Annotated in this window: 24 protein-coding genes and 1 pseudogene; 12 read left to right on the top strand and 13 right to left on the bottom strand. The window is 71.3% G+C overall.

The window, feature by feature from the left end; genetic code table 11:
• Positions 1-74 precede the first annotated feature (74 nt).
• Together ACFY2Q_RS00645 and ACFY2Q_RS00640 are read left to right on the top strand one after the other, a co-directional pair.
• The gene (locus tag ACFY2Q_RS00645) at positions 75-248 is read left to right on the top strand and encodes a CsbD family protein (protein ID WP_387126169.1); all 174 of its coding nucleotides are present in this window, start codon (positions 75-77) and stop codon (positions 246-248) included.
• An 87-nt stretch (positions 249-335) separates the two neighbouring features.
• On the top strand, positions 336-821 hold the full coding sequence (locus tag ACFY2Q_RS00640; protein WP_387126167.1) for an alpha/beta hydrolase: 486 nt from the start codon (positions 336-338) through the stop codon (positions 819-821).
• 55 nt (positions 822-876) lie between these two features.
• Here the strand turns inward: ACFY2Q_RS00640 and ACFY2Q_RS00635 are convergent, their stop codons facing one another.
• Positions 877-1512 carry a class I SAM-dependent methyltransferase gene (locus tag ACFY2Q_RS00635; protein WP_387126165.1) on the bottom strand — a complete coding sequence of 212 codons (636 nt, stop codon included), beginning with the start codon at positions 1510-1512 and terminating at the stop codon, positions 877-879.
• An 88-nt stretch (positions 1513-1600) separates the two neighbouring features.
• Between ACFY2Q_RS00635 and ACFY2Q_RS00630 the strand changes: the two genes are divergently transcribed.
• Complete coding sequence (locus ACFY2Q_RS00630) at positions 1601-2188, top strand: helix-turn-helix domain-containing protein (RefSeq protein ID WP_053658938.1); 588 nt, start codon at positions 1601-1603, stop codon at positions 2186-2188.
• Here ACFY2Q_RS00630 and ACFY2Q_RS00625 read toward each other — a convergent pair.
• From ACFY2Q_RS00625 to ACFY2Q_RS00610, 4 genes are all read right to left on the bottom strand, one after another.
• Positions 2185-2814, bottom strand: a complete 630-nt coding sequence (locus tag ACFY2Q_RS00625) for a dihydrofolate reductase family protein (protein ID WP_387126162.1) — start codon at positions 2812-2814, stop codon at positions 2185-2187. The two genes, ACFY2Q_RS00630 and ACFY2Q_RS00625, sit on opposite strands and share 4 nt — an antisense overlap.
• A gap of 17 nt (positions 2815-2831) precedes the next feature.
• The gene (locus ACFY2Q_RS00620) at positions 2832-4085 is read right to left on the bottom strand and encodes an RNA polymerase sigma factor (protein WP_387126160.1); all 1254 of its coding nucleotides are present in this window, start codon (positions 4083-4085) and stop codon (positions 2832-2834) included.
• Entirely contained in the window at positions 4082-4438 is a 357-nt protein-coding gene (locus ACFY2Q_RS00615; protein ID WP_387127512.1) for a YciI family protein, read from the bottom strand. Before ACFY2Q_RS00615 ends, ACFY2Q_RS00620 begins: the two co-directional genes overlap by 4 nt.
• Positions 4439-4586: 148 nt before the next feature.
• Positions 4587-5831 carry a DUF2786 domain-containing protein gene (locus ACFY2Q_RS00610; RefSeq protein ID WP_387126158.1) on the bottom strand — a complete coding sequence of 415 codons (1245 nt, stop codon included), beginning with the start codon at positions 5829-5831 and terminating at the stop codon, positions 4587-4589.
• A gap of 317 nt (positions 5832-6148) precedes the next feature.
• Between ACFY2Q_RS00610 and ACFY2Q_RS00605 the strand changes: the two genes are divergently transcribed.
• Positions 6149-6631, top strand: coding sequence for a DUF2243 domain-containing protein (locus tag ACFY2Q_RS00605; protein WP_387126156.1), 483 nt, complete (start codon positions 6149-6151; stop codon positions 6629-6631).
• The gene (locus tag ACFY2Q_RS00600) at positions 6628-7539 is read left to right on the top strand and encodes a cytochrome c oxidase assembly protein (protein WP_387126154.1); all 912 of its coding nucleotides are present in this window, start codon (positions 6628-6630) and stop codon (positions 7537-7539) included. The genes ACFY2Q_RS00605 and ACFY2Q_RS00600 overlap by 4 nt, the downstream gene beginning before the upstream one ends.
• On the opposite strand, the gene ACFY2Q_RS00595 is transcribed toward ACFY2Q_RS00600, so the two are convergent.
• The 7 genes and pseudogenes from ACFY2Q_RS00595 to ACFY2Q_RS00565 all read right to left on the bottom strand — a co-directional run bounded on the left by ACFY2Q_RS00595 (position 7540) and on the right by ACFY2Q_RS00565 (position 12755).
• Entirely contained in the window at positions 7540-7896 is a 357-nt protein-coding gene (locus tag ACFY2Q_RS00595) for a hypothetical protein (protein ID WP_387126152.1), read from the bottom strand.
• Positions 7874-8215: a hypothetical protein gene (locus ACFY2Q_RS00590; protein WP_387126150.1), complete on the bottom strand. Its 342-nt coding sequence runs from the start codon at positions 8213-8215 to the stop codon at positions 7874-7876. Before ACFY2Q_RS00590 ends, ACFY2Q_RS00595 begins: the two co-directional genes overlap by 23 nt.
• Positions 8216-8219: 4 nt before the next feature.
• Positions 8220-8669 carry a YbaB/EbfC family nucleoid-associated protein gene (locus ACFY2Q_RS00585; RefSeq protein ID WP_387126148.1) on the bottom strand — a complete coding sequence of 150 codons (450 nt, stop codon included), beginning with the start codon at positions 8667-8669 and terminating at the stop codon, positions 8220-8222.
• A 109-nt stretch (positions 8670-8778) separates the two neighbouring features.
• Positions 8779-9867, bottom strand: coding sequence for a CaiB/BaiF CoA transferase family protein (locus ACFY2Q_RS00580; RefSeq protein WP_387127510.1), 1089 nt, complete (start codon positions 9865-9867; stop codon positions 8779-8781).
• A gap of 137 nt (positions 9868-10004) precedes the next feature.
• Positions 10005-10478, bottom strand: a pseudogene (locus tag ACFY2Q_RS00575) (acetyl-CoA C-acyltransferase); the annotation flags it as partial.
• Positions 10468-11634 carry an acyl-CoA dehydrogenase family protein gene (locus tag ACFY2Q_RS00570; protein ID WP_387126146.1) on the bottom strand — a complete coding sequence of 389 codons (1167 nt, stop codon included), beginning with the start codon at positions 11632-11634 and terminating at the stop codon, positions 10468-10470. The pseudogene ACFY2Q_RS00575 and the gene ACFY2Q_RS00570, both read right to left, overlap by 11 nt.
• A gap of 143 nt (positions 11635-11777) precedes the next feature.
• Positions 11778-12755 carry a helix-turn-helix transcriptional regulator gene (locus tag ACFY2Q_RS00565; RefSeq protein WP_387126144.1) on the bottom strand — a complete coding sequence of 326 codons (978 nt, stop codon included), beginning with the start codon at positions 12753-12755 and terminating at the stop codon, positions 11778-11780.
• A 99-nt stretch (positions 12756-12854) separates the two neighbouring features.
• Here ACFY2Q_RS00565 and ACFY2Q_RS00560 point away from each other — a divergent pair, with 99 nt between their 5' ends.
• From ACFY2Q_RS00560 to ACFY2Q_RS00545, 4 genes are all read left to right on the top strand, one after another.
• Positions 12855-13253, top strand: a complete 399-nt coding sequence (locus tag ACFY2Q_RS00560) for a VOC family protein (protein ID WP_387126142.1) — start codon at positions 12855-12857, stop codon at positions 13251-13253.
• A gap of 95 nt (positions 13254-13348) precedes the next feature.
• Complete coding sequence (locus tag ACFY2Q_RS00555; RefSeq protein ID WP_387126139.1) at positions 13349-14005, top strand: TetR/AcrR family transcriptional regulator; 657 nt, start codon at positions 13349-13351, stop codon at positions 14003-14005.
• Positions 14006-14082: 77 nt separating this feature from the next.
• Entirely contained in the window at positions 14083-14931 is an 849-nt protein-coding gene (locus ACFY2Q_RS00550) for an MBL fold metallo-hydrolase (protein WP_387126137.1), read from the top strand.
• Positions 14932-14938: 7 nt separating this feature from the next.
• The gene (locus ACFY2Q_RS00545) at positions 14939-15562 is read left to right on the top strand and encodes a CGNR zinc finger domain-containing protein (RefSeq protein ID WP_387126135.1); all 624 of its coding nucleotides are present in this window, start codon (positions 14939-14941) and stop codon (positions 15560-15562) included.
• Positions 15563-15580: 18 nt separating this feature from the next.
• On the opposite strand, the gene ACFY2Q_RS00540 is transcribed toward ACFY2Q_RS00545, so the two are convergent.
• Entirely contained in the window at positions 15581-16360 is a 780-nt protein-coding gene (locus ACFY2Q_RS00540; protein WP_387126133.1) for a zf-HC2 domain-containing protein, read from the bottom strand.
• 72 nt (positions 16361-16432) lie between these two features.
• Between ACFY2Q_RS00540 and ACFY2Q_RS00535 the strand changes: the two genes are divergently transcribed.
• The 3 genes from ACFY2Q_RS00535 to kdpA all read left to right on the top strand — a co-directional run bounded on the left by ACFY2Q_RS00535 (position 16433) and on the right by kdpA (position 19549).
• Positions 16433-17473 carry a TRM11 family SAM-dependent methyltransferase gene (locus ACFY2Q_RS00535; RefSeq protein ID WP_387126131.1) on the top strand — a complete coding sequence of 347 codons (1041 nt, stop codon included), beginning with the start codon at positions 16433-16435 and terminating at the stop codon, positions 17471-17473.
• A 331-nt stretch (positions 17474-17804) separates the two neighbouring features.
• Positions 17805-17894, top strand: a complete 90-nt coding sequence (gene kdpF, locus ACFY2Q_RS00530; protein ID WP_036390805.1) for a K(+)-transporting ATPase subunit F — start codon at positions 17805-17807, stop codon at positions 17892-17894.
• Positions 17894-19549, top strand: coding sequence for a potassium-transporting ATPase subunit KdpA (gene kdpA, locus ACFY2Q_RS00525; RefSeq protein ID WP_387126129.1), 1656 nt, complete (start codon positions 17894-17896; stop codon positions 19547-19549). Before kdpF ends, kdpA begins: the two co-directional genes overlap by 1 nt.
• Positions 19550-19555: the final 6 nt, after the last annotated feature.

The raw sequence follows: 19555 nt of genomic DNA, 5'->3' as shown, positions 1-19555 counted from the left end.
CGACGGTAAATGGTTGGACCGGAGATGCCCGGGGTACTTCTGGTGGCGAAGCGACACTCGCTATGGAGGTTGACATGGGTATCGACGACAAGATCAACAATGCCAGCGAGGACGCGGCCGGCAAGCTGAAGGAAGGCGCCGGTCGGGCCACCGACAACGAGCGCTTGGAGGCCGAGGGTCGCGCCGACCAGTCCACGGCCAAGCTCAAGCAGGCCGGCGAGAAGATCAAGGACGCCTTCAAGAGCTGACGTACGACGTAACCCGCACGCCGGGCCGGTGATCATTCACCGGCCCGGCGTGCTGTGTGTCCGGGGTTGGCCGACTGGCTGAACAGGATGGAGGCACCCACCGCCGTGCGGGGCGTCGTCCCGTCGGCGAGCGACGCCGTGGTGCCGTACCCCTTCGCGGTCTTCTGCCAGGACTGGAGCCTGCCGGTCCGGGACTACCGGGAGTACGCCGGGCACCTGCACCGGATGGCCCGGCTCGCACCCGACCTGCGGTACCCGACGGCGGTGTTCGCACTGGTGACCTGCCTGGGAGCGCCGACGCCGGTAGCCAATCCGCAGCACCGCCTGCGGGTTCGCACCGATGTGCCGCTGCTGATCGCCGCCACCGTGCACGACCCGGCGAGCGGCTACAACTGGGCCACGAACGTGGCGCGTCAGTTGGGCAGGCACGGCGTGCTGCTCACGTACCAGGGGTGGGGGCACGGCAGCTACTCCACCAGCCCGTGCGTGGCGCTAGCCGTCGACGCGTACCTGATCGATCAGGTGGTGCCCGCCCGCGGCGCCTACTGCCAGGCCGTCGACCCCGACGTGTGACGGCCTTGCTGGCCGTCGGGCGACATGGTCCGCCCGACGGCCGGCAACGGCACGCTCAGCGCCGCCTGATGGCGCGTACGACGACGTCGTGAAGCGTCTTCTCCTGACCGCCGGGGCCGGTGACCGTGCGGTGGTGCTCCTCGGCGGTGGCGATATCCCAGGTGGTGCTGTCCAGGCCGGCGATGATGTCGGCCGAGGTGACCGATGCCTCCTCGGGTGGGTGGTGCCCGTGCCCGGTGGCTCCGGGGGAGTGCAGGTGCCCGACGATCAGGAGGGTGCCGCCGAGCGCCACCCAGGTGGAGATGCGGTCGTAGAAGGCCAACTGCGGGATCGCCGGGTGCGCGTAGTGCGTCGTCACCAGGTCGAATCGCGCCTCCGGAGCCCATGCCGTCAGGTCCGCCTCCACCCACCGCACACGCTCGGACACCCCGCTCGCCGTCGCGCGTTCGGTGGCGACGGCGAGGGCAGCCGATGCGATGTCGACGGCGGTGACCTGCCAGCCGTGCGAGGCGAGCCAGATCGCCTCCGTGCCGGTGCCACACCCGGCGTCCAGTGCCGTGCCCGGCGTCAGCCCGGAGGTCTCCTCGGTCAGGTACGGGTGCGGGCTGCTCGCCCCGACGGCAGCGGCGTGGTGGCCCTCCTGCCACTGCCGCTCCCAGTAGGCCCTGTCGAAATCGTGCTGCCCGCTCATCTGTCTGCTCCTTCGCGCGTCACAGGCGAACTGTGACCGGAGTTGGAGCGGCTCGCAAAGGTTCTTGCCGAATGGCAAAATCGGCGGCATGGACGAGCATCCGGCCGACACGCTCGACGCGGTCGGGCCGAGACTCAAGCACCTTCGGCTCCGCCGCGACCTCACACTCACCGACCTCGCCGAGGAGACCGGCATCTCCGCGAGCACGCTCTCCAGGCTCGAAGCCGGCCTACGACGCCCGACGCTCGAACAACTCCTTCCGCTCGCTCGGGTCCACGGCGTGACCCTCGACGAACTCGTCAACGCGCCACCGACCGGCGACCCCCGCATCAACCTGCGGCCCATCGCCAACGGCGACGGATCGACGGTCCTGCCCCTGACCCGCAGGCCCGGCGGCATCCAGGCGTACAAGTTCGTTCTCCCCGCCGGTGCCGACGACCGGGAGCCCGACCTGCGCACCCACGAGGGCTACGACTGGGTCTTCGTCCTCAACGGCACGCTGCGCCTGGTGCTCGGCGAACACAACCTCATCCTCAAGCCCGGGGAGGCCGCCGAGTTCGACACCCGTACCCCGCACTGGTTCGGTGCCACGAGCGCCGGTCCCGTGGAGTTCCTCAGCCTGATCGGCAAGCAGGGCGAACGCGCGCACGTCCGCGCCAGACCGAAACCCGGTTAGCGCAGGACCCGGTAGGTCACGTGCGTGACGGTCGGCCCGGCCACCACGGCCACCTGCTCCAGGCGCAGAGAATCCAGACCGTCGAAGAGCTTCTCGCCGCCTCCGAGGACGATCGGCACGATGTGCAGTTGCAGGGTGTCGATCAGCCCGGCGGCCAGGTATTGCCGCACGGTGCTCGCCCCACCCGCGATCGCCACCCGCCTGTCGCCCGCCGCCTCCCGTGCCTGCCGCAGCGCCGACTCGATCCCGTCGGTGACGAATCGGAACTCCGTGCCGCCGTTCATCACCAACGGCGTCCGGGGGTGGTGGCTGAGCACGAACACAGGGGTACGGAACGGGGGTTCGTCGCCCCACCAGCCCTGCCAGGTCTCGTCCCAGGCACCGTCCCCACCACCGAACATCCGCCGACCCATGACGTACGCGCCGATCTCGCGTGTCATCTCCTCGACCACATCCGCGTCGACACCCCGGTCACCGCCGGCAAGCCCGTGCTGTGCCCGCCAGGCGTCCAGGCCGAAGACCCACTCGTGCAACCGCAGGCCGCCCCGGCCCAGCGGATCCTGCCGACTCTGCTCCGGCCCCGCCACGTACCCGTCCAGCGAGATCGACAGCTGACTGATCACCATGCTCGTGCCCCTTCGGCTCATCGTGGTGCCGCCAGACGCGCGGCTTTCCGTTCCAGATAGCGCTGCTCGGGCAGGCTCGTCGTGCCGCGCGCCGCCGCCAGGTACGCGTCCCGCGCCGCGTCGGCCTGCCCGGCCAGCTCCAGCAGGTGGCCCCGAACGGCGGCGAGCCGGTGGTGCCCGGCGGTGCGCTCGTCGGCGTCCAACTGCGTGAGCAGGGCGAGCCCGGCCCGTGGTCCGTCGGCCATGGCCACCGCCACCGCCTGGTTGAGGGTGACCATCGGGTTCGGCGCGACCCGGGCCAGCAGCCGGTAGAGCGCGACGATCTGCCGCCACTCCGTCTCCGCCGCCGTCGGCGCCTCCGCGTGCACCGCGGCGATGGCCGCCTGGATCTGGTACGGACCGGGCGGCGACCAGGTCAACGCCTCGGTGATCAGCGCGATCCCCTCCGCGATGGCGGCGCGGTCCCATCGGGTGCGGTCCTGCTCGGCAAGCGGCACCAGTTCCCCGTCGGGGCCGACGCGAGCCGCCCGATGGGCGTCGGTGAGCAGCATCAGCGCCAGCAGCCCGGCCACCTCGCCGTCGTCGGGCAGCAGCCCGTGCAGGACGCGGGCCAGCCGGATCGCCTCGCCGGTCAGCTCGGCCCGGTGCAGGTCCGGGCCACTGGACGCGGTGTACCCCTCGTTGAAGATCAGATAGAGCACCCGGAGCGCCGTGCGCAGCCGCTCGTCCCGCTCACCCGGCGCGGGCATGGTGAACCGGGCACCGGCCGCCTCGATCCGCTGCTTGGCGCGGCGGATCCGTTGGCTCATCGTCGCCTCCGGCACGAGGTGCGCCCGGGCGATCTGGGCCGTGCTGAGACCGCCGACCGCGCGCAGGGTGAGCGCCACCTGCGCCGATCCGGTCAGCGCCGGGTGGCAACAGAGAAACAGCAGGGTGAGCGTGTCGTCGGCGTCGGGCACCGCCGGCTCCGCGTCGGCAGGCGGCGCCACCCCGGCGTACGCCGGCTCGCGCAGCGCCACCGCCACCTCGCGGCTTCGACGGGCGCTCTCGCTGCGCCACTCGTCGGTGAGCCGGCGGGTGGCGACAGTGAGCAACCACGCGCGGGGATTGTCCGGTACGCCCTGCTCGGGCCACTGCGTCGCGGCGGCGAGCAGGGCCTCCTGGACCGCGTCCTCGCACCTGTCGAACTGGCCGTGCCGGCGGACCAGCAGGCCGAGGACCTGCGGCGCGAACGCGCGCAGCAGATCCTCGACCGTCCGGTCCTCGGTCACATCTCCGCTCCGGCCTCGTCCATGATCGGGCGGACCTCCATGACGCCGCCGAAGCGGATGTCCGGCCAGCGTGCGGCGATCTCGGCGGCCCGCTGCGGGCTGTCGCAGTCGACGGTCAGGTAACCGGCGAACTGTTCCTTGCTCTCCATGAACGGCCCGTCGATGATCTCGGTGTTGCCGCCCACGGCCCGTACGGTAAGCGTCTGCGACGGGTCCGCGAGTGCCTGACCGGCGACCCACTCGCCGGTCTCGGTCAGCTCCTTCATGATCTCGTCGACCTCGCCGAACAGGGCCGTGCGGTCCGCCTCGGAAAGCTCCTCGGTGAAGCCGGGCCGGTTCCAGATCAACAGCATGTACTTCACGGCGATGCTCCTCGCGTCCTTGTCACACCTCGAACAGGGTGCGGCTCACCGGAGGGTCGGAGCCGTCACTCCGTTCCCTACCGCGTACCGAAGGAAATCGCAGAAAACCCCGCCGGTGGCGGTCCCACGCCGGGTGCGGTCAGCGCTGGTCGGGTCGGCCGGGCACCTGGCGGGGTTTGCGGCCAGCGCCGACGTCCAGTGACGCGTGGTCGGCGGCCGAGGTGCCGGACGACCAGCCCTCAGCGTCGCGGACGCTGAGCCGGTGCCGGATGACGCCGGGGAAGAGGGTGTCCAGCCGTTCCTGGACCGCCTCGCCCCGTGCGGCGAGCACTGGCAGCAACCGCTCCGGCCCGGTCGCCTCGGCCGCCGCCTGATCGGCCGCCTCGGTGGCCGTACGCAGCCGCTCACCGATCCGCAGCGCGAACGCGTTGAGGAACGACTCGTCCCACACCTTCGTCCGCCGCCCCGACCCCGGCCGCCGCTCGGAACGCCCGCGCAGCATCGCGGCGGTGGCCTGGACCAGCAGCGACGTGTAGAGCAACTCCACCGCCACCAGATCCGCCGGCCAGCCCAGCACAGTGGTGAACCCGAGATCGTCGGACCAGACCGCCTCGCACCGGTTCGCCGCCGCGACCTCCTGCACCAGCAGCGCCTTCGCGCCCGCGTACGGGGTGTCGGTGCCGAGGCGCACCCCGCCGGGCAGGTCGCCGCGCTCCGCACCGGCGGCCAGCAGCGCCTCGTCGATGCTGTGCCGGGCGATCAACTCCTGCGCCTTGCCGGTAAGCGCCTCCGCCTCCGCCGGGAAGGTCGTCGACTCGGCCTTGGCCAGCAGCGCCCGTACCCGGTCCAGCATCGGTGACCCACTGCGGGGCGTACCCGCCGTGCGGGCTGTCGCCGCGCCAGCCGACCCGGGTGGCGGGCGCAGCACCGCGATCGGCGGCAGGCTCTCCACAAGCGCCAGGGTGTCCACGGCCGTGCGGAGCGCGTCGGCCCGGTCCAGCCCCTCCCGCGCCGACCAGCCGGCCAGTACGCCCCGGTCGTCGCCCCCGGCGGCCAGCTCGCGCAGTTGCTCGTCCCACCAGTCCGGGACCGGCTCGGCCTGTTCGCGCCGCTGCGCGGCCATCGCGTCGCGGAGCAGCCGGGACGCCCGGGCATCGAGCCGCCGGGTGGTGATCCGGTCCAGGTCGACAGGCTGCCAGCCACGCGGCCAGAGCCGCCCCAGGCCACGGATCAGGCGACGCAGCAGGGCGGCATCCACAGCCGTGGTGCCGTCCGCCGTGCCGGTGCCGACCATCAGTTGGTCCAGCTGTCGTTCGGCCTGTCGTACGTCGGTGCCGCGCACCGCCGCGAGCGCGTTGGCGACGAGTTCGTCCGCGTCCGGCACGGGCACCTCCTTCTCTGGGTCCGCTGCCGGTGAGGCTCCCCGGCCCGCCCAGCTCCATGATCATGCCGCGAGCGGTGCCGGAGACACGAAACGGGGATGTTGCCGCAGGCTCGGAGTCGCGCCCGCTCGGTCATGCGCGGGGCCTGCGTGATCAACACGGGGTCCCGGACGTGGGGGTATCCGACGTCGCGGATGCCCCCTTGTCGCCGATCTCGTGTCGATCTGGCCGGCGGGGCGCTGTCGCGATGACTCTGGCGGCATGACTCGGCCGGTTTGGGGTAGTTGAGCGCTGACGCGAGGTCCATGCGAGGTGTGTGATGGTCGGTTCCAGCCTGCCGAGAAGGCGCACCGCCGACGGCCGCTCATCCACACTCGTCGGCGTCCTCATCGGTGTGGCGATCATGGCTGCGGTGGACGAGATCGTCTTCCACCAGTTGCTGGCCTGGCACCACTTCTACGACCGGTCCACCCCGTCGGTCGCGCTGCTCTCGGACGGGCTGCTGCACGCCGCCGAGCTGATCGCCCTGGTCGCAGGGTTCTTCTGGTTCGCCGACCTGCGTCGACGGCGTGCCCTGTCGGCCCGGCTGGCCTGGGGTGGCTTCCTGCTCGGCGCCGGAGGGTTCCAGGTCTTCGACGGGCTGGTCGACCACAAGGTGCTGCGGGTGCACCAGATCCGCTACGGCGTACACCTGCTGCCGTACGACGTGGTGTGGATCGGGGCCGGCGCGGTGCTGTTCCTGGCCGGTGCGGCAGTGGTGTGGCGGGTCCGGTCCCGCCCGGCCGGCGACGGCCACCGGTGACCCCGGTCCTGTCCGGGCTGCCCGGCTGGTCCGCGCCGCCGTCGACGCACGGCGGGGACGCGACGGACGGCTCGCTCTGGTCGGCGTTGCATCCGGTCGTGGCACACGGCGGGGACGGGGCGGACGGGCCGGGCTGGTGGCCGCTGCTCCCTGTCGTGCTGCTGGCGGGCGGCTATCTGGCGGCGGCGTTCCGCGATCCGCGCGGTTGGGACCATCGGCGCAGCGCCGCCTGGCTGGTCGGCTGCGCACTGCTGGCGGTCGCCGTGGGGCCGCTGGGCCAACTCCCCGACGATCCGCGCGGGCACATGGCGCAGCACCTGCTGCTCGGCATGCTTGCCCCGCTCGGGTTGGTCCTCGGCGCCCCGGTGACGCTGCTGCTGCGGGTCGCGCCACGGCCGGTACGTCGGGTGGCAGGTCGACTGCTGCGCGCCCGCCCGCTGCACCTGATCGCCCACCCGGTCACCGCCGCACTGCTCACCACGGGTGGGCTGGCTCTGGTGCTGCTCACCCCGCTGTACGCGGCGGCCGAGCGCGAGCCCACCCTGCACCACGCCCTGCACCTGCACTATGTGGCCGCCGGATATCTGTTCGCCTGGTCGCTGGCCGGGCCGGACCCGGCGCCGCGTCGCCCCGGCCTGGCCGTGCGGGTCGGTGCGCTGCTCGGCGCGGCGGCCGGCCACTCCGCTCTCGCCAAGTACCTCTACGCCAACGCCGGCACCCTGCCTCCCGGCGTCACCGACCCGGACGCGGCGGCGTTCCGCTCCGCCGCCCAACTCATGTACTACGGCGGCGACATCGCCGAACTGCTCCTGGCCGTGGCCCTCTTCGCCGCCTGGTACAACGGCCCGGCCCGCCGGCACCCGGCGGTCGGGAGAGCCACGGGCGACCTGGCGCCGCGACGCTCCTGATCAACTCGTGGCGCGGGCCGACAGGGCTGTGGAGAGGCGGGTCAGGAAGGCGCGGATGCTCTCCTCGCTGTGGTGCGTCTCGGCCCGGTCATTGAGGGGGCCCGAGTAGCGCAGCGCCTGGTCGAGCGCCTCCACCGTTTCGGCCCGGTCGCCCGGGTAGAGCCCGTCGACCACCCCGTCGGCGACCCGGGACACCACCGCATCGTCGAGCGTCCGGTCGAACTGGATCCCGTAGAGGATGCCGTCGACGTGGCCCTTCCAACTGGCCGTACCCATGCTCGACCTGCCCCCCTGGAGGATCTGTGCGCCGACCCGGCCCAGCGGCTCGGCAAGCTCAGGCGGTGGCTGCACCCCCACCGGGCAGCTCCATCCTGGTGAACAACTCGGCGTTTGTGGCCTCGATCGCCTCGTAGGCGTCCGCACCCTGGTCGAGGTTGGCGGCGGTCTCCAGCAACTGGTCGCCCATCGACCGGAACACGTCAAGCGCGTGCGTCAGCACCTCGACGTACGCGGCGCCGAAGAGGGACCCCGCCTCGTCGGCACCCCACGGATTACCCGCACCGTTGACTGTCGACTCCAGGCCGCTGACCGCCGCGCCGAACTGCTGGCCGGTGGCGGCGAGCCCATCCGCAGCGGCGCGGAGAGCCGCGAGGTCGACCTCGATCCCGTCCGCCATGGGGTCAGCGTCGATCCGTGCGGCGAGTCACCGCGTCGAGGTCGCCGATCATCCGCTGGAACCCGCGGAACGCGTCCTCCGAAACCCGTTCGAGCTGCTGGGACAGGGCCGCACCGTCGGCGCTCGCCGTCGCCGTCAGCTCGGCACGTCGGGCACGCTCGTCGGCCTGGGCCGCCTGGACCGCCTCCAGAACGTACTCGGCGATCGCGCTGGTGCCGGCGCGGGACAGGCCAGGATCGATCACGAGGCTGCGTAGGCCACCGAACGCCTCGACCTCCGCTTGGACAAGACCGTTGCCGCCGACGCCCCTACCGACCATCTGCTCGGCGCTCGGTGCGGCCCGGTCGTCGTCGGCCTCCGGCTGCGCCGACGTGGCGGCCGTTGCCTGGCTCAGCAGACGCATCGCCTCTTCGAGCGATCGGCTCAGGCCGGACGGATCAATCCCACTCGCCATGCTCGTCCCCCTGCGGCTCGCAGTCGTCCCCAGGAGAGCGACAGTACCAACGTGGTCATCGCACCCACGAGGCACAACCGTCCCCAGTAGATGCACCGGCTGCGGAAAGTCACCGCCAGCCGGCGAGGATCGCGTCGACAGGCACTGTGTCGCGCTCCGGGTCCGGCGCCGGAGCGGGCTGACCAAGCGGCGTCCGACCGAAGCGCGGCGCCGGGGCCGGCTGGATCTCGCCACCCACCTCGATGAACGTGCCCCGGGCCGCGTTGTGCGGATGCCGGTACGCCTCACCGGGTGCGAGCACCGGAGCGACGCAGGCGTCCAGGTCGGCGAAGACAGCCGTCCACTCGTCCCGGGTCCGCTCGGCGAACCGCTCGGCGAACCGCCCGCGCAGGTCGTCCCAGCCGCTCGGGTCGTACTGGGCGGGCAGGTCCGGCTCGTCGTCGAGGCCGAGACCCGTCAGCAGCACGGCGTAGAAGGCCGGCTCCACGGCGCCCACGGCCATGTAGCCACCATCGGCGGTGGCGTACGTGTCGTAGAACGGCGCGCCGCCGTCGAAGATGTTGCGCCCGCGCGGGGCGGACCACGCGCCGGCGCCGAGCATTCCGTGCAGGAACGAGGTGAGCAACGCCGCCCCGTCGACCATCGCCGCGTCGACCACCTGACCGACACCGGAGCGCTCCCGTTCCAGCAGCGCGGCGAGCACTCCCACCGCGAGCAGCATGCCGCCACCGCCGAAGTCACCGAGCAGGTTCATCGGCGCGTGGGGGCGCTCGCCGGCCCGACCCAGCGGCTCCAGCGCACCCGCCAGCGCGATGTAGTCGATGTCGTGTCCGGCCCGGTACGCCAGCGGGCCGTCCTGGCCCCAGCCGGTCATCCGGGCGTACACAAGCCGGGGGTTGCGGGCCTGGCAGACCTCCGGCCCGAAGCCCAGCCGCTCGGCCACACCCGGCCGATACCCCTCGACGAGCACGTCCGCGCAGTCCACAAGCCGCAGCAGGTCCGCCACGCCGGCCGGAGTCTTCAGATCCAGTGCGGTTATCCGCCGGCCACGCTCCAACGGCCCGCCGGTCAGGGCGGCCAGCCGTCCCGGGCCGGGGCCACCCGGCCGGTCCACCCGTACGACGTCCGCGCCGAGGTCGGCGAGCACCATGCAACCGAACGGCGCGGGAGCGAGACTCGCCAGCTCGACAACCCGCAGCCCGGCGAGCGGGCCACCCTGGGTCGCCGCCTCCGGCTCGCCGGTCTCCCCTGAACCGCCGGGTGCCGACCAGGGCGCCGTCACGCGACGCCCACCGGCTCAGCGGAACGGTCGGCCGGGGCGGCTTCGGTAGGCGCGGCGAGCCTGTCGACCAGCCCGGCCGGAGGCGTGAACCGGTCGCCGTAGCGGGCGGCCAACTCGGTGGCGCGGGCCGCGCCGTCGGGACCCATCGGCACCCGGGACATCGACTCCACCCCACCGGCGAGCAGCAGATGCTCCCAGCCAGAGCGGATCCGCGCGGCTGCGGAGTTGACCGCCTCCAGACCGGAGGCGCAGAACCTGTTGAGCTGCACCCCGCCCACCTGGTCGGGGAGCCCGGCCAGCAACGCGGCGGCCCGCGCCAGGTCACCACCCTGCTCGCCGACCGGAGTGACGATGCCGAGCAGCAGGTCCTCCAACCGGCCGACGTCCAGGCCGGGGTTGCGCTCACGCAACGCGTCGATCAGGCCGACGACAAGGGAGATCGGCTTGACCCCGTGCAGCGCGCCGGTGTCCCGGCCGCGTCCGCGCGGGGTGCGGACCGCGTCATAGACGTACGCCTCAGAGGACACGGGCGATCAACTCCTTCATGATCTCGTTGGTGCCGCCGTAGATCTTCTGGACGCGGGCATCGGCGTACATCCGGGCGATCGGGTATTCGGTTGTGTAGCCGTAGCCGCCGAAGATCTGCAGGCAGCGGTCGATGACCTCGCACTGGCCCTCGGTGAGCCACGACTTCGCCATGGCCGCGGTCGCCACGTCCAGGTCACCACTGTCGTGCCGGACGATGCAGTCGTCCAGGAACACCCGACTCACCCGGGTACGGGTGGCGCACTCGGCGAGCACCATCCGGGTGTTCTGGTGCCCCATCAGCGGCTTGCCGAAGGCGGTGCGCTCCTTGGCGTACGCGACTGTCAGCCCGACCGCGCGCTCCATGGCGGCGACCGCGCCGACGCCGATGACCAGGCGCTCCTGCGGAAGCTGCTGCATCATCTGGATGAAGCCCAGCCCTTCGGCGCCGCCCAGCAGGTTGGCCGCCGGCACCCGGAAGTCGTCGAAGAACAACTCGGCGGTGTCGTTGCCGTGCAGCCCGATCTTGGACAGCAGCCGACCCCTGCGGAAGCCCTCCGGGTCGCCGCCGACCTCGCAGACCAGCAGGGAGATGCCGGAGGCCCGCTGCTCGGGGTCGGTCTTGACCGCCATGACGATCAGGTCGGCCAGGCCGCCGTTGGTGATGAACGTCTTCGCGCCGGTGACCAGATAGTCGTCACCGTCGCGGACGGCCCGGGTGCGCATCGCCTGGAGGTCGGAGCCGCCGTCCGGCTCGGTCATCGCGATCGCGCCGACAAGCTCACCGCTGCACAGGCCGGGCAGCCAGCGCCGCTTCTGCTCCTCGCTGCCGTACGCCACCAGGTAGCCGGTGACGATGCCACTGTGGACCGCCAATCCGAGGCTGCTCTCCCCGGTGTACGCCTGCTCGTGCAGCAGCACCGCCTCGTGGGTGAAGCCGCCGCCCCCGCCGCCGTACTCCTCCGGGACGGACAGGCCGAGCAGCCCCAACTCACCGGCGCGCCGGTAGTGCTCGCGGTCCGGGTGGCCCTGGGCCAGCAGGCGCTCGGTGTGCGGCAGCACCTCCTTTGTGAAGAAGGTGCGTGCCAGGTCGGCCAGGTCGTCGTGCTCCGGCTGCCGCCAGGGCGAAGGGGGACCGTCGAGCGGGGGCGTCGGCATGTCCATCACCCTCGCGCGCTGTTGACGGCCTGTCAATAAGTCTGGATCAACCGCCGGTCGCAGGTCGGCGGGGGCATCCGCGGCCGCGGCCTCGGGGGAACCCGAGTCGATCGAGCGGCGGCGGCGTGTGGCACTTTGGGTGGCTAGCTGTGGGTCGACTCACGTCGTGCCGAGGCCGCCAGCCGTTCCGCGAGCGCGACGACGCGGTCGCGGAGTTCATCCGGGCGTCCGATGACGAACGGCAGGTCGAGCGTGGCGAGCACACCGGGCAACCAGTCGAGACTCTCCGCCCGGATCTCCACGTCCTGCCAGCCTTCGTCCGCACCCTCTCGCACCTCGGCGACGCTGGCCGGTAGCCGCCTGCGGATCTGCTCGACTGTCCCTTGTACCCGCAGCGACACCGCGTGCTGGTACGGCGCTCGTGCCATCGAGGTGAGAAGGTGCCCGGCCGGATCGTTTCCGGCGGGCGGCTCGAACGAGCCCGGCAGCGGTCTCGCGTCCGCGATGCGGTCGAGTCGAAGGGTGCGCTCCTCGCCGATACCCGGATCGACACCGATGACGTACCACCGGCTGGCATGGTTGACCAGCCCGGACGGGTGCAGCACGCGGACGCTACGCCTGCCGTTGCCCGAGGTGTACTGCAGCGAGATCGGCCGGTGATGGCGGACCGCCTCGGCGACGGCGAGCAGTACGTCGGACCGCGGCGCAGGGGGGTCACCGGGTTCGGCGGTGAAGGCGAGGGACTGGAGTGCGGCGTCCAGCCGGTCCGCGGTCCGCGGCGGCAGGACGCGACGGAGCTTCGCGGCGGCTGTTTCGCCCGCCGTGCCCGTTGCTGTCGCCAACCCGGCTCGGCGGCCGGCGATCAGGCCGAGTAGGACGGCAAGGGCTTCGTCGTCGTTGAACATCAGCGGCGGCAGGCGATAGCCGGCGGCGAGCCGATACCCGCCGTAGCGGCCGCGCACCGACTCCACCGGCAGGTCCAGGTCCACCAGATGGCTCACGTAGCGCCGCACCGTGCGCGGTTCGACACCAAGGCGCTCGGCAAGCTCGGCCATCGTCCGGACGCCGCCGGACTGCAGGAGCTCCAGCAGGGCGAGCACCTGGGCTGTCGGTCGTGCCACGGTCTGAACTTTAACAAGATACTGGACCGAACCTGTCCAGTATCTGTCCTAACGTGATCTCGACCGACCGATACCGAACGCACTGAGCAGGGAGAAGACATGGACTTCGTCTCGATCCGCATCATCACCGGCGAGATCAACCGCCTGGTCGGCTTCTACGAGAAGATCACCGGCGTGCAGGCGACCTGGGGCAACGAGGACTTCGCCGAGTTGCGTACCGCCCACGGCACGCTGGCGATCGGCAGCACCCGCACCGTCGCGCTGTTCGCGCCGGGCTCTGCCCGCCCGGCCGAGAACCACAGCGTGATCATCGAGTTCCTCGTGGAGGACGTGGACGCGCTCTACGAGAAACTGAAGAGCGTGGTGGGCGACTTCGTGAACGAGCCGACAACCATGCCCTGGGGGAACCGAGCCCTGCTTTTCCGCGACCCCGACGGCAACCTGGTCAACTTCTTCACCCCGGTGACCCCGGCCGCTATCGAGAGGTTCAGCCGTTGACAGGTCGGCGCGGCATCGAGGTCGGCGGCTCCGAGGAGGCACGGGGGACGTCGACGCCGCAGTCGGCGGTGTGATCTGCCGATAGGGTCGGGCAGATGAGCGTCGAGACGGCTCCGCGCCGCCGCCGGTTGGAGCCGGACGCCCGTCGTGGCCAGATCCTGGCGTGCGCGGTCCGGCTGTTCGGCGAGCGTCCGTACGCGGACGTGTCGACCACCGACATCGCCCGCGAGGCGGGTGTCGCCCGGGGCCTGGTCAACCACTACTTCGGCGCGAAGAAGGACCTCTATCTGGAGGTCGTCCGGGTCATGGTGACGATCCCCGAGGTGGCGCTGGAACGGCTGCCCAAGGGCGATCTACGCACCCGGGTCGACGCCAGTGTCACCTGGTTCCTCGACGTGGTGTCCCGGCACAGCACCTCCTGGCTGGCCGCCGTCACCGCCCGAGGGATGGGCGGCGACGCCGACGTGGAGCGGGTGCTCGCCGAGGCCGAGGAGGTCGCCGCGGACCGGATGCTCGTCGCCGTCGGGCTGGCAGGTGAGGCGGAGCATCACGCGGAGTTGCGCGGGATGGTCCGGGCGTACTGCGGGCTGGCGACCTCGACCGCCCGGGAGTGGCTCCAGCGCGACGCGCTCACCCGCGACCAGGTGCACCTGCTGCTCACCACCACGCTGCTGACGATCGTCGAGGAGGTCATCCCACAGGTCATCGCGAGGGAGGGTGTGACGCAGGAGACTCGGCAGACGCCAGACTGAAATAGGCATAAGGCTTACGCTTATTTCGTCGGTGGGGATGCGCCGACTGTCGCGACCCGCGTCACCGAGGAGGAGACATGTCCACATCTGCTCTGTCCTACGAGGTCCTGGTCCTGGATGGCCCGGTCCGGGCCGGAGAGCAGCGCATGCCGGACGGCTCACCCATCCACTTCAATCCGACAGCCACCACTCTGATCTCGGGGGCTCAGGAGGCGCTGCTGGTGGACCCGCCGTTCACCCATGAGCAGATCGCGACGGTGGGCGACTGGATCGAGCGGTCGGGCAAGCGGCTGACGGCCATCTACGCCACCCACGGGCACGGCGACCACTGGTTTGGTGCCCCTGAGCTGGTCAAGCGCTTCCCCGACGCGGTCACCTACGCGACGCCCGGGACCATCGAGGTCATGCACCAGCAGGCCACCGTGGGGCGCCAAGAGGTGTTCGACAAGGTCTTCCCCGGGCTGATCCCGGAGTCGCCCGTCGACGCCATTCCGGTGCCGCCCGGCGGAATCCTGATCGACGGCAACGTCGCCCAGCCGGTCGAGACCGGGCACACCGACGGCGACCAGACCACAGTCCTGCACGTGCCGTCGATCGGCCTCGTGGTGGCCGGTGACGTCGTCTACAACGGGGTCCACCAGTACCTGCTGGAGACCGTCAACGGTGGCCTGCGGGAGTGGCTCAAGGCCCTCGACCGGGTCGAGGCCCTCGCGCCCCGGGCGGTCGTGGCCAGCCACAAGAACCGCAACCGCCCCGACGACCCGTCGAGCATCGACGACACCCGGCGGTACCTGCTGAACGTGGAGCGGCTGCTGGCAGAGAAGTCGACAGCCCTAGAGTTCTTCGACGAGATGATGAAGCTCTATCCGGACTGGGTGAACCCGGGACCGCTGTGGTACGGGGCGCTCGGCCTGCTCGGAAAGTGATGTGACAATGCCGTCGGTGTCCCCTCCCGTACCGTGGCCCGCCACCGCGCGATACGGCCTCGACCCCGCACCGGGCGGCCTCGGGCTCGTCCAGGACCTGCTCAACACGCTCCCGGCCGGCGCGCCGCGCCAGCCGGATCTCCTCGACGATCTCGACAGCGCCACGAAGTGGGCGCACGATGTCGCCGCCCGGTGGTCGACGGCCACCGGGCGGCCGGCACCCGCCGTGACGCTCGATCCGGCGGGCCTGCGGGCGCTGCGGACCTTCCGCGACGAGCTGCGGTACGGGATCGACGCCAGGCTCCACGCCACACCGGAATCCGGGCCGCCCGAGCCGGCGCCGGCCCCTCGTGTCGCAGGGGCGACGCTGCGGCTCGACGGGAACGGCACGGCCCACCTCGATCCCGCCGGGACGGGGGCCGAGCTGCTTGTCTCCCTCGTCCTGGCGGAGTTGTTCGAGGCGCAACTCACCGACGTCGGCCGGCGCATCAAGACCTGCCGCAACCCTCGGTGCCAGGTGGCGTTCTACGACCGTTCCCGCAACAACAGCGGGGTCTGGCACTCCGTCCGCGTCTGCGGCCTTCCGGCAAACCTGCGCGCCCACCGGGCGCGCCAGCGGCAGACGGACTGAACGGGCCGTACCCGAGACTCAGGCGGCCCGACCGGTCCGTGCCGCCGGTGCCGCGTGCCGGTCGGCGGCCTGAGCGGGGTACGCCCCCGAGTTGACCACCCGCAGCGGCCGGTCCACCTCGTCGGCGCGGAACCGCCAGCGTGACGGTGCCGGTTGTCGCTGCGGCGCGGGCCCACCGGGACGCAGACCGGGCCGGGACAGCAGCACGGTGATCAGGTAGCCGACCACCAGGAACCCGTGGCTGACCAGCCGCTCCCCGCCCACCGAGCCGGTGGCCAGGTCGTTTACCGACAGCAGCAGCAGGGTGCCGACGAACGCGCTGAGCATCGGCAGGAGACCGGCCGGCGGGCTGCGGCGTACCGCGACGAAGAGGAAGCCGGCACCCACCGCGACGTTCCAGGCGGCCGACTCGTGCCACAGGTGCTGGCCGGTGGGGTGCAGGTGATCGGCGGTAGCGCCCCGGCCCACCTGGGCCAGGCCGAGCACCAGCTGCACCGCGCCGAGCAGCCCGAGCGCCGCGCGCAGACCGGCGACCAGCCGGCCGCGCCCGACCACGCGCCGCCACCACCGCTCGCGGGCCGGGGGCGCGGCCGCGGCGGCCAGGATGGCCTCGGAACGGTCGGGCACCTCGGCGACCAAGCGGGTACGCACCCGGCGGGTCACCGCCGCCGCCGCCGTGAACCAGGCGCGGCATCCGGCGCACTCGTCGAGGTGCCCCTGCGCCGCCGTCTGTTCGGCGGCGGTCTCCTCCCCGTCCAACTGCGCGGACAGGACCTCCCGCCACTGCTCACACCCCATGTACGGATAGTCGGTCCGGCCGCCGCTCCGGTTCCCGGCGACCAGGGCCGGTTGTGGAATACTCGCCGGATCATGACGCGCTACGGCCTGCTGATCCTGCCCTCCACCAACCGGGTGTACGCCCGTTCCGCAGTCGACCTCACGCAGGCCGAGCTGGAGATCTTCGGTCGGTCGGCGCTCGACGGCAAGATCGGTGAGCTGGGCACCGCGACTGTCGGTGGGGCGAACTACGTGACCTTCGCCGGTGACGGGCTGACCGAGCGGGACCTGGCCGTCCTGGGCAATCTCTCCGCGGGGTACGCGCTGTTCGAGATCGTCGGCGACCTGCTGCGCCCGATCGAGTGGAGCCGACTGGACCGCTACGACGACGACCTGCTCACCATCCAGAAATACCCAGGCAAGACAAACGAGCAGTTCACCAAGCTGCTGCTCAACGTCACACTGCTCGCTTCGGACTGGGCCGGTGAGCTGACCAGCCGGCGGTTCCGGGTGCTCGACCCGCTGTGCGGTCGCGGCACCACCCTCAACCAGGCGCTGATGTACGGCTTCGACGCCGCCGGGATCGAGCGCGACCAGAAGGACGTCGAGGCGTACCGGGCGTTCATCACCACCTGGCTGAAGCAGAAGCGGGTCAAGCACCGGGTGCTGGAGTCGGGGCCGGTACGGCGGGAGCGCAAGGTCGTCGGCCGCCGGGTGCGGATCGAGCTGGCACCGACCCGCGAGGAGCACAAGGCCGGTCAGACGCAACTGCTGGATGTGGTGAACGCCGACACCACCCGCTCGGGGGAGTTCTTTCGCCCGGAGACCGTCGACCTGATCGTGGCGGACGCCCCGTACGGCGTGCAGCACGGCAGTCGTACCGCCGATCATGGGTTGACGCGCGACCCGCTGGCGCTGCTCGCGGACGCCGCGCCGGTCTGGGCTCGGCTCCTGCGCCCCGGCGGGGCGCTCGGAATCTCCTGGAACACCCACGTCGCCAGCCGGGACGACGCGGCGGCGGCACTTGCCGACGCCGGCCTGACAGTTGTCGACGCGGAGCCCTACCGGGCGCTGCGGCACCGGGTGGACCAGTCGATCATGCGTGACGTCCTGGTGGCCCGCCGCCCGGCCTGACCGGCCTGCCGCACCCCGCCACCGCCCTCGCCGGGCTGACTGCCCACTCCGCAGCGGCTTTCCGCTCTGTTGCTGCCATTTTGTCCGGATCCTACCCATTTGGTGGGCCGGCGTGAAAACCACGTCAAGAAACGGTTCGCCGCCGTCATGGTCGCGTCATGACCCCTGCCGTTCGGCGTGTGGCGGGGCTTTGATTGCCCGGCGCGACCGGAAGGCGGTCGCGACGAACCTAGCCGGTCTGAGGAGTCAGCGTGTCTGACGTGGTGTTCGTGGTCCTGACGGTGGTGCTGTTCGCAGCGCTCGCCCTGGTGGTCCGGGCGGTGGAAAAGCTGTGAACGCGGTAAATGCCGTCGGTCTGGTGCTCGCGATCGTCCTGGGCGCGTTCCTGGTGTTCGCCCTGCTGTTTCCGGAGCGCTTCTGATGACCATGACAACAGCGGGCGTCATCTTCGTGCTGACGCTTGTGGCGGCCCTCGTCGCCGTCTACAAGCCGTTCGGCGACTACATGTTCCGGGCGGTCTCCGGCACCCGGCAGTCCCGGGTCGAGCGGGGGATCTTCCGGCTGATCGGGGTCAACCCGGCCGCCGAGCAGACCTGGGGCGTGTACGTCCGCAGTGTGCTGGCGTTCTCCGCCATCTCGCTGCTGTTCCTGTATCTGTTCCAGCGGGTGCAGAACCACCTGTGGCTGTCCCTGGGCTTCGACGCGGTGGTGCCGCACGGCGCGTGGAACACGGCCGTGTCGTTCGTGACGAACACCAACTGGCAGTCGTACTCGGGTGAGTCGACGATGGGCCACCTGGTGCAGATGGCCGGCCTGGCGGTGCAGAACTTCGTCTCGGCGGCGGTCGGCATCGCGGTGGTGGTCGCGCTGGTACGCGGGTTCGCCCGCAGCCGCACCGGGCAACTCGGCAACTTCTGGGTCGACCTGACCCGGATCACGCTGCGGATCCTGCTGCCGATCGCGGTGCTCGGCGCGATCGCGCTGATGATCGGCGGGGTGGTGCAGAACCTGTCCGCCGGCACCGACGTGAGCACGCTCACCGGCGGCACCCAGACCATCACCGGGGGGCCGGTCGCCAGCCAGGAAGTGATCAAGGAGCTGGGCACGAACGGTGGCGGCTTCTACAACGTCAACAGCGCGCACCCGTTCGAGAACCCCACCACCTGGACGAACTGGCTACAGATCTTCCTGATCCTGCTGATCCCGTTCAGCCTGCCCCGGGTCTTCGGCCGGATGGTCGGGCAGAACCGGCAGGGCTACGCCATCGCGGCGGTCATGGGCATCCTGGCGTTCGCCAGCGTCGTCATCACAAACGTGTTCGAGTTGGCCGGCCACGGCACGGTGCCACAGGCGGTCGGCGCGGCGCTGGAGGGCAAGGAAGTCCGGTTCGACGTGTCGAACTCGGCCACCTTCGCCGCCGCCACCACGCTTACCTCGACAGGTGCGGTGAACTCGTTCCACGACTCGTTCACCCCGCTCGGCGGCATGATGCCGATTGTCAACATGATGCTCGGCGAGGTCGCCCCCGGCGGCACCGGCTCCGGTCTGTACGGCCTGCTCATCCTCGCGGTGATCACCGTCTTCGTGGCCGGCCTGATGGTGGGCCGCACCCCGGAGTACCTGGGCAAGAAGATCGGCTCGCGGGAGATCAAGTTCGCCTCGCTGTACTTCCTGGTCACGCCGATCCTGGTGCTTGTCGGCACGGCGGCGGCGTTCGCAACAGGCAACAACTCCACAGCGCTCAACGTCGGCCCGCACGGCCTCTCCGAGGTGCTCTACGCGTTCACCTCGGCCAGCAACAACAACGGCTCCGCCTTCGCCGGCATCACTGTCAACACCACCTGGTGGGACACCGCGCTCGGGTTGTGCATGCTGCTGGGCCGCTTCCTGCCGATCATCTTCGTGCTCGCGCTGGCCGGCTCGCTGGCCCGCCAGGCACCCACCCCCGCGTCCGAGGGCACCCTGCCGACCCACCGTCCGCTGTTCATCGGAATGGTCGTCGGCGTCACAGTGGTCCTCGTTGCGCTGACCTTCCTGCCCGCGCTCGCGCTCGGCCCGCTGGCAGAAGGGCTCTGACCATCA

Origin of the sequence: Micromonospora sp. NPDC000316, assembly GCF_042898885.1 — a bacterium.
Classification (GTDB): domain Bacteria; phylum Actinomycetota; class Actinomycetes; order Mycobacteriales; family Micromonosporaceae; genus Micromonospora.
This window is presented reverse-complemented; position numbering and strand designations above follow the sequence as displayed.

Coding starts and splice junctions, on each gene's coding strand:
- ACFY2Q_RS00645 (WP_387126169.1), top strand. CDS start 75: ATGGGTATCGACGACAAGATCAACAATGCCAGCGAGGACGCGGCCGGC.
- ACFY2Q_RS00640 (WP_387126167.1), top strand. CDS start 336: ATGGAGGCACCCACCGCCGTGCGGGGCGTCGTCCCGTCGGCGAGCGAC.
- ACFY2Q_RS00635 (WP_387126165.1), bottom strand. CDS start 1,512: ATGAGCGGGCAGCACGATTTCGACAGGGCCTACTGGGAGCGGCAGTGG.
- ACFY2Q_RS00630 (WP_053658938.1), top strand. CDS start 1,601: ATGGACGAGCATCCGGCCGACACGCTCGACGCGGTCGGGCCGAGACTC.
- ACFY2Q_RS00625 (WP_387126162.1), bottom strand. CDS start 2,814: ATGGTGATCAGTCAGCTGTCGATCTCGCTGGACGGGTACGTGGCGGGG.
- ACFY2Q_RS00615 (WP_387127512.1), bottom strand. CDS start 4,438: ATGCTGTTGATCTGGAACCGGCCCGGCTTCACCGAGGAGCTTTCCGAG.
- ACFY2Q_RS00605 (WP_387126156.1), top strand. CDS start 6,149: ATGGTCGGTTCCAGCCTGCCGAGAAGGCGCACCGCCGACGGCCGCTCA.
- ACFY2Q_RS00590 (WP_387126150.1), bottom strand. CDS start 8,215: ATGGCGGACGGGATCGAGGTCGACCTCGCGGCTCTCCGCGCCGCTGCG.
- ACFY2Q_RS00585 (WP_387126148.1), bottom strand. CDS start 8,669: ATGGCGAGTGGGATTGATCCGTCCGGCCTGAGCCGATCGCTCGAAGAG.
- ACFY2Q_RS00570 (WP_387126146.1), bottom strand. CDS start 11,634: ATGCCGACGCCCCCGCTCGACGGTCCCCCTTCGCCCTGGCGGCAGCCG.
- ACFY2Q_RS00560 (WP_387126142.1), top strand. CDS start 12,855: ATGGACTTCGTCTCGATCCGCATCATCACCGGCGAGATCAACCGCCTG.
- ACFY2Q_RS00555 (WP_387126139.1), top strand. CDS start 13,349: ATGAGCGTCGAGACGGCTCCGCGCCGCCGCCGGTTGGAGCCGGACGCC.
- ACFY2Q_RS00550 (WP_387126137.1), top strand. CDS start 14,083: ATGTCCACATCTGCTCTGTCCTACGAGGTCCTGGTCCTGGATGGCCCG.
- ACFY2Q_RS00545 (WP_387126135.1), top strand. CDS start 14,939: ATGCCGTCGGTGTCCCCTCCCGTACCGTGGCCCGCCACCGCGCGATAC.
- ACFY2Q_RS00540 (WP_387126133.1), bottom strand. CDS start 16,360: ATGGGGTGTGAGCAGTGGCGGGAGGTCCTGTCCGCGCAGTTGGACGGG.
- ACFY2Q_RS00535 (WP_387126131.1), top strand. CDS start 16,433: ATGACGCGCTACGGCCTGCTGATCCTGCCCTCCACCAACCGGGTGTAC.
- kdpA (WP_387126129.1), top strand. CDS start 17,894: ATGACCATGACAACAGCGGGCGTCATCTTCGTGCTGACGCTTGTGGCG.